Consider the following 6,529-nt stretch of genomic DNA (forward strand, 5'->3'; position numbering starts at 1 on the left):
ACCGTGTCATGAGCGTCATGGGTATGCGCGTTGTCATCTCAGGCGCACTCGTGCCGACAGCACCGATGTTCTCGCCGACAATTGAGCGGACAGAAATCTTCGATGGTCCGCCATCCACCGGGAATGGCACGTATAATGTCGCGCAATGGTTCGTCGGGGATGTTTTCCCTGGCCGCAAGCAGCCGGGCTTTATCGCCGGAACCGCGATTATTCTCGGTGAATATGACCCGGATTACCTAATCCTGAACGGAAACGGCAATCTGGCCTGGCCGGATGAAGGTCCGGGCGCTCTGATCGCGAGCGAAGTCAATACTGGCTTCGAAAACGTCGCGCTTGGTCTTGTCACTGACAGCATCTGCTCAACGCCGAGCTGCGACGCTGCCGTCATGAACCCGGACCAGGTGACCGTCGATCTTTATCTGGACTGGTATCAGGCCAACAATAACATGATCGTTGTTCCGATCCTCGATCCACGTCTGAGAGCCGCAGCGTTACGCGACGAAGGCGGTTTCCTTGTCGATGTCAGCGAAACCGGCCTGACAGGCCGTGAGTTCGGCACAGAAGGCTACTTCGGCGATATCAAGAGCACGCCTGTCGATCTTTCTGGCGATGGCCTGCTCGCAGAAGACGGCAGCGAGAATGTTGCCGCCCTGCATTACTGGATCACCGAACTGACCGGCTTTGATGCTCTGGCGCTCGCCAATCCGGATGTCGCTGAAATCGAAGCGACACGCGTTTCGTGCGATCCCGACCAGCTGGAAGTTCGCGGTGCAGTCCACTCGCCTGTTGACGAGCTCGGCGTCGCAACCGATGGCGGTGCCGTGACAGGAACGCGCGTTGTTCAGGTCTGGGTAGATCCGCCAGCTGGCGGTGACCCGTTCCTGTTCTCGCAAAGCACGCCAGCTGATATTGTCGGCGCGACCGATCCGGCTGTCGCGAACGACCCATTCGGCATCTATCGTCTTCGTGACCGGGCCATTCCGTTCTGCCCGGACACGATTGAGCTACGTTGGGTCGATCTTCTCGATCCGGCCAATCCACTCGCGGTCAACGCCGGCGTGGTTGTTGACGTCGCCCCTGCCTAAGACGGCAAACTGAAATCTAGAAGAAAAGGCGGGCCTCCACGGTCCGCCTTTTTTGGGCCCGCGCCTTACTCCGCAGGTTGAGGGGCGTCGGCCTGGCCGGTCTTGGTCTCGTCCTCAAGCTCCGCCGTCTCCGCTTCCAGCTTGCGGGCGACATCTCCCGGTGACCCTGTCCCGCGCGCCAGCAGCGAATAGGCCGTCGGCACGAACAGGACGGTCACCAGCGCCGCTGCGATCACACCGAACAGGATCAGAACCCCGATAGCAGAGCGCGTTTCAGCCCCTGCCCCGCTCGACAGAATGAGCGGTAGCGCGCCTGCCGCAGTGGTCAGGCTGGTCATGATGATCGGCCGGAAGCGTGCCAGTGCGGCTTCCTTGATGGCCTCATGGAACTCGCGCCCCTCATCGCGAAGCTGATTGGCGAACTCGACGATCAGAATGCCATTCTTCGCCGCAAGCCCGATCAGCATGATGAGGCCGATCTGGGTATAGATGTTCAGCGTATTGCCCGTCAGCCAGATGCCCAGCAGCCCGCCTGCCAGCGTCGCCGGCACGCAGAGCATGATCACAACCGGATGCCGATAGCTCTCGAACTGCGCCGCGAGCACGAGAAACACAATCACAAGCCCCGTCGCGAAGACGAACAGGATGGACTGTCCCGATGTCTGGAAGTCCAGCGATTGACCCTTGAAATCGACCGTCGCTTCATCCGGCAGGACGTCACGCGCAATCGCCTGCATCTCATCGAGCACATCGCCCAGGGACGCGCCGTCTGCAAGCCCCGCCTCAATCGTGATCGAGCGCACCCGGTTATACCGGTTGAGCGTCGGACTGTCGGCCACAGGCGTAATCGTCACCAGGTTGGAGAGCGGGATCAGCTGGCCTGAGCGCGATGAGCGCACATAGATGTTCTGCACATCATTCGGCGTATTCTGTTCGGAACGGAGCCCTTCGAGGATGACGTCATATTCCTCGCCGTCATCGATATAGGTCGTCACCCGGCGCGAGCCGAGCATGGTCTGGAGCGTTGCCCCGATATCCGCCACTGTGACGCCGAGGTCTGCGGCGCGCGCATAATTGACCTCGACGCGGTATTGCGGCTGGGTCTCCTTATAGTCCCAGTCGATATCGGTGAGGCCGGGATTGTTCTCCTGCAGGGCGGCAACATACGTATCGCGCCATTCGGTCAGCACCTCATAGGACGGCCCGCCAAGCACGAACTGAACCGGCTTGCCCGTTCCCCCGCCAAGCCCCTGTCGCATGATCGCAAAGGCGCGAATGCCCGGAAGGTCTGACAGTTTCTGGTTCACCTCGCCGATGATCGTGTCGGCGGGTCGGCGCTCGGACCAGTCATTCAGAACGACGATGACAAAACCCTCATTGAAAGAGGAAGTGCCAAATCCGGGCGCGCGCAGAAGGAGACGATTGATCTCACCGGTTTCGGTATAGGGCAGGAGCCGGCGCTCGATCTCGTCCATATAGCGCTCCATATAGTCATAGGAGGCCCCTTCAGGGCCGCGCACAGAGACGAAGAAGGCGCCGCGATCCTCTGTCGGCACATATTCCTGCTTGATGGTCTGCGACAGGCCATAGGCGCCCGCCGCCATACCGAGAAGGAGCGCGCCGACAACAATCGGCCTCAAGATCAGCCGGTCGAGCACCCAGCCATAGCCGGCCCGCACCCGGCCAAAAACCTTGTCGATGGCATTCGGAAGGGCGGAAAACATGCCATTGCCGCGGTCGGCCTTCAGGAGCTTGGAGGCCAGCATGGAGGCCAGCGTCAGCGCCAGAAGGCTGGAAAAGGCGACGGCTGCGGCCATGGTCAGCGCAAATTCGGTAAACAGGCGCCCGACATCGCCGCGCATGAAGGTGATCGGCACGAAGACCGAAATCAGCACCATTGTGGTTGCCACGACCGCGAAGCCGACCTGGCGCGTGCCGCGATAGGCGGCAACCAGCGGCGGCTCACCTTTCTCATCCATGCGCCGGACGATATTCTCAAGCACGACAATCGCATCATCGACGATCAGGCCAATGGCGAGGACCAGTGCAAGCAAGGTCAACAGGTTCACAGACAGGCCAAGCGCATAGAGCACCGTAAAAGTCCCGATGATCGAGATTGGCACAGTGATCGCCGGAATGAACGTCGCCCGAATGCTGCCAAGGAACATGAAAATGACGAGCGTCACCAGCCCGACAGCGATGGCGAGCGTGGTGTAGACTTCCTTGATCGACGCTTCGATAAACACCGAGCTGTCAAAGCTCTGGGCGATCTCCATGCCGTCCGGCAAGGTCTCGTTCAGCCGGGCCGCGAGATCGCGCGCACCGGCCGCCACATCCACCGTGTTCGCCGTCGACTGCTTGATCACGCCAAGCCCGACCATGGGCACGCCATTGCCGCGGAACATGTTGCGGTCCTCGACCGTGCCGCGCTCGACGCGCGCGACATCACCGAGGCGGACAAGATAGCCGTCCTCGCCTTCCGCGATAACGAGATTGGCGAACTGGTCCGGGGTCCGGAAGGTGCGGTCGATCCGGACGGTGAAGGTTCGTTTCTCCGATTCAAGGCTGCCGGCCGGGGCTTCCAGGTTCTCGGAGCGCAGCGCGCGTTCAATCTCGGCAACCGTCAGGTCGCGGGCAGCCAGCGATTTTCGGTCAATCCAGACCCGGAGTGCATAATCCCTCGAGCCGCCGACCCGCACGCGGGCGACACCATCAAGCGCGGAAAACCTGTCGACCAGGTACCGGTTGGCATAATCTGACAGCTCCGGCGTCGTCATCGTCTCGCTGGCCAGGTTCAGCCAGATGATCACATCATCATTGGAATCAGCCTTCTCGACTTCCGGGGGCTCGGCCTCTTCAGGCAGATTGTCGAGCACGCCCGAAATCCGGTCGCGAATATCATTCGCCGCGACATCGATATCCTGGTCGATGCCGAACTCCACGCTGATGCGCGAGCGCCCGTCGGTCGAATTGGAATCGATGAAGCGGATCCCCTCGACCCCGGCAATCCGATCCTCGATGATCTGCGTGATGCGCGTCTCGACAACGCTCGCCGAAGCGCCTGGATAATTGGTGCTGATGGACACGATCGGCGCATCGATATCGGGGTATTCCCTGAGCGGCAGCCGCTCGAAAGCGACCAGGCCGAAGATCACCAGTATCAGGGCAAAGACCGATGCGAGGACCGGCCGTTTGATCGCTGTATCGGAGAGCAGCATCGCCTAGCGCTCTGCTGAACCGGCGGATCCGGGCGGCCCGCTGCTGGCCTTTTTCCGCGCAGCGATTTCCGGCTCCAGCATCGACATGTCCTCGATTTTGACCGGCCCGCCATCGCGCACCCGGATGACGCCTTCAGTCACCACACGGTCGCCTTCCTCAAGGCCTGATTTCACCTCGACATAGCCTTCGCGCCTCAAGCCGAGAGATACTTCCTTGCGACGCGCCACAGGCTGCCCGTCTTCCTCATCGATCATGAAGACATAGGTGCGCGGGCCGACAGGCTGGACAGCTTCTTCCGGAATGGCGAGCGCGACACGCGGCTCAGCCAGAAGCGTGACCTGCACGAACATGCCCGACATCAAGAGCCGGTCCGGATTGGGCAAAGTGGCGCGCACCCGCACAGAGCGCGTGACGGGGTCGATGGCATTGTCGATCGAGGCGATGGTCCCGTCGAACACTTCGTCCGGCAGGTCGTCGGTGCGCGCTTCGATCGCGGTGCCCTTTTCGAGCGTGCGCAGATAAGTCGAGGGTACCTGGAAATCGAGATTCATCTCTCTGTCATCAATCAGCCGCGCGACAACATCGCCGGGCGTCACATAAGAGCCGACGCTGACCATGCGAAAGCCGAGCACGCCGTCAAACGGCGCGACCAGCACCCGGTCATTCTGGCGCGACTGGACCGCCCGCAGATTGGCCTGCGCGTTGTCGAGATTCCGATTGGCCTGGTCGAGCTCTGATTCAGACACGGCCTGCTGCTCGGCCAGGCGGGCAATCCGCTCCTGCTGGCGGCGCGCCTCGTCATAATTGGCTTCGGCAGCCTCAACCAGCGCGATCTGCTCATTCTGCGCGAGCGACAGGAGCGTCTTGCCAGCGTTTACCCGGTCGCCATCGTCAAAATAGATGGCGCGCACACGGTCGGCGGCATTCAGGGTCAGATCGACCTGTTCATTCGGCTCAAGCGTGCCGAGCGCTTCGATCCGCGTCGCAAAAGCGCGCTCTTCGACAGACGCGACGAACACGCTGGCGGGCCCGCCGCGGCCTTGGGCGAAGCCGGGCAGCGCCGCCAGAAAGACGGCCAAAGCCATAAAAATCAAGGGTCTAAAGATCATGTCTGTTCCAAACTATTCAGCTGCCAACCCGGCGCTGACGCTGTCAAATTCTACACCGCCCAAGGCTCTATACGCAGCGATTGCGCGTCTGGATGCCTGCAGGCGGCTTTCTGCGAGACGGTCTTCTGCATCAAGAAGCGTGCGCTGGGCGTCGAGGACATCGAGATAGTCGTCGAGCCCTTCCTCGAAGCGCAGCCGCGCAAGCTCAAGGGCGCGCCGGGCAGAGACTACAGCCTTTTGCAGATCATCGCGACGTCTGAGCTCGCTTGCATAGTCCGAAAGTGCCGCCTCCACCTCGCTGAGCGCGTTGATGACCGTCTCTTCATAGCGCGCCATGGCGGCCACAGACTGCGCGTCGGCAATATCGATACTGGCACGCACACGCCTCAGATCAGGCCCGGCCCAGCTGATTGACGGGCCGATGCCGAAACCGAAGCTCGAAAAGTCATCGAAATTCGTGGTGTCATCAAACAGCGCGAAGAGATTGGCGTTGAAACTGATGGTCGGGAAGAGATCTGCGCGCGCCGCCTCGCCGAGCGCAAGCTGGCTTGCAATCAACGCCTCGGCCTGGCGGATATCCGGACGCCTGCGGATGAAGTCTTCAACGCGGCCTGTCAGGATCGCGCCTTCATGTTCGGGAATGTCGCCCGCCTCAACGGCAAGCGCCAGAAGGGCGGGATCGGGCGCCGGCGCCGGTTGACCGATGAGCGCCGCCAGCGCGCTTCGCGACGACTGGATGATCGCTTCAAACACTGGCAGCTGGGCTAGCGTGGTGCGGTATTGCGCTTCGGCGCGGTCGAGGTCGAGCTGTGTTGCGCGGCCATTTTCGAGCAGGGTCTGCAACAACTCGAGGCCCTCGGCCTGCGTATCGGCGTTGCTGCGCGCCACTTCAAGGCGCCGCTGCGCGCCCCTCAGCTCGACATAATTCAGCGCCGTCTGGCTCGCGATGATCACAGCCACATCCCGGCGCGCCTGCCGCGCGGCCTCGACATCAAATTCGGCTGCCTCGATCTGGGCTGCGATCCGGCCAAAGGCATCAAGCTCCCAGCTCGCGCCGAGATTGGCGTCGCCGGCGAGCGTCACATCGGCGCCTTCGCGCGCGGCCCGCCCGATCTC

4 protein-coding genes are annotated in these 6,529 nt (G+C 61.8%); 1 reads left to right on the forward strand and 3 read right to left on the reverse strand.

The genetic code is table 11. The features are described 5' to 3' along the window. The coding region (locus WA989_RS00595; RefSeq protein WP_424338594.1) for a hypothetical protein at positions 1 to 1,085 on the forward strand (1,085 nt) is incomplete at its 5' end. Between the two features lie 65 nt (positions 1,086 to 1,150). On the opposite strand, the gene WA989_RS00600 is transcribed toward WA989_RS00595, so the two are convergent. From WA989_RS00600 to WA989_RS00610, 3 genes are all read right to left on the reverse strand, one after another. Next, positions 1,151 to 4,303 (reverse strand): efflux RND transporter permease subunit, encoded by a 3,153-nt coding sequence (locus WA989_RS00600; RefSeq protein ID WP_424338595.1) that lies wholly within the window; start codon positions 4,301 to 4,303, stop codon positions 1,151 to 1,153. A 3-nt stretch (positions 4,304 to 4,306) separates the two neighbouring features. Further along, positions 4,307 to 5,389 carry an efflux RND transporter periplasmic adaptor subunit gene (locus tag WA989_RS00605; RefSeq protein ID WP_424338596.1) on the reverse strand — a complete coding sequence of 361 codons (1,083 nt, stop codon included), beginning with the start codon at positions 5,387 to 5,389 and terminating at the stop codon, positions 4,307 to 4,309. Positions 5,390 to 5,425: 36 nt separating this feature from the next. Then, on the reverse strand, positions 5,426 to 6,529 hold a 1,104-nt coding region (locus WA989_RS00610; RefSeq protein WP_424338597.1), incomplete at its 5' end, for a TolC family protein.

It is taken from the genome of Henriciella sp. (genome assembly GCF_049649345.1).
In the GTDB taxonomy this organism is placed as follows: Bacteria; Pseudomonadota; Alphaproteobacteria; order Caulobacterales; family Hyphomonadaceae; genus Henriciella.

Bases quoted from the DNA above. Each gene is read 5' to 3' on its own strand.
- WA989_RS00600 (WP_424338595.1), bottom strand. From the start codon at position 4,303: ATGCTGCTCTCCGATACAGCGATCAAACGGCCGGTCCTCGCATCGGTC.
- WA989_RS00605 (WP_424338596.1), bottom strand. From the start codon at position 5,389: ATGGCTTTGGCCGTCTTTCTGGCGGCGCTGCCCGGCTTCGCCCAAGGC.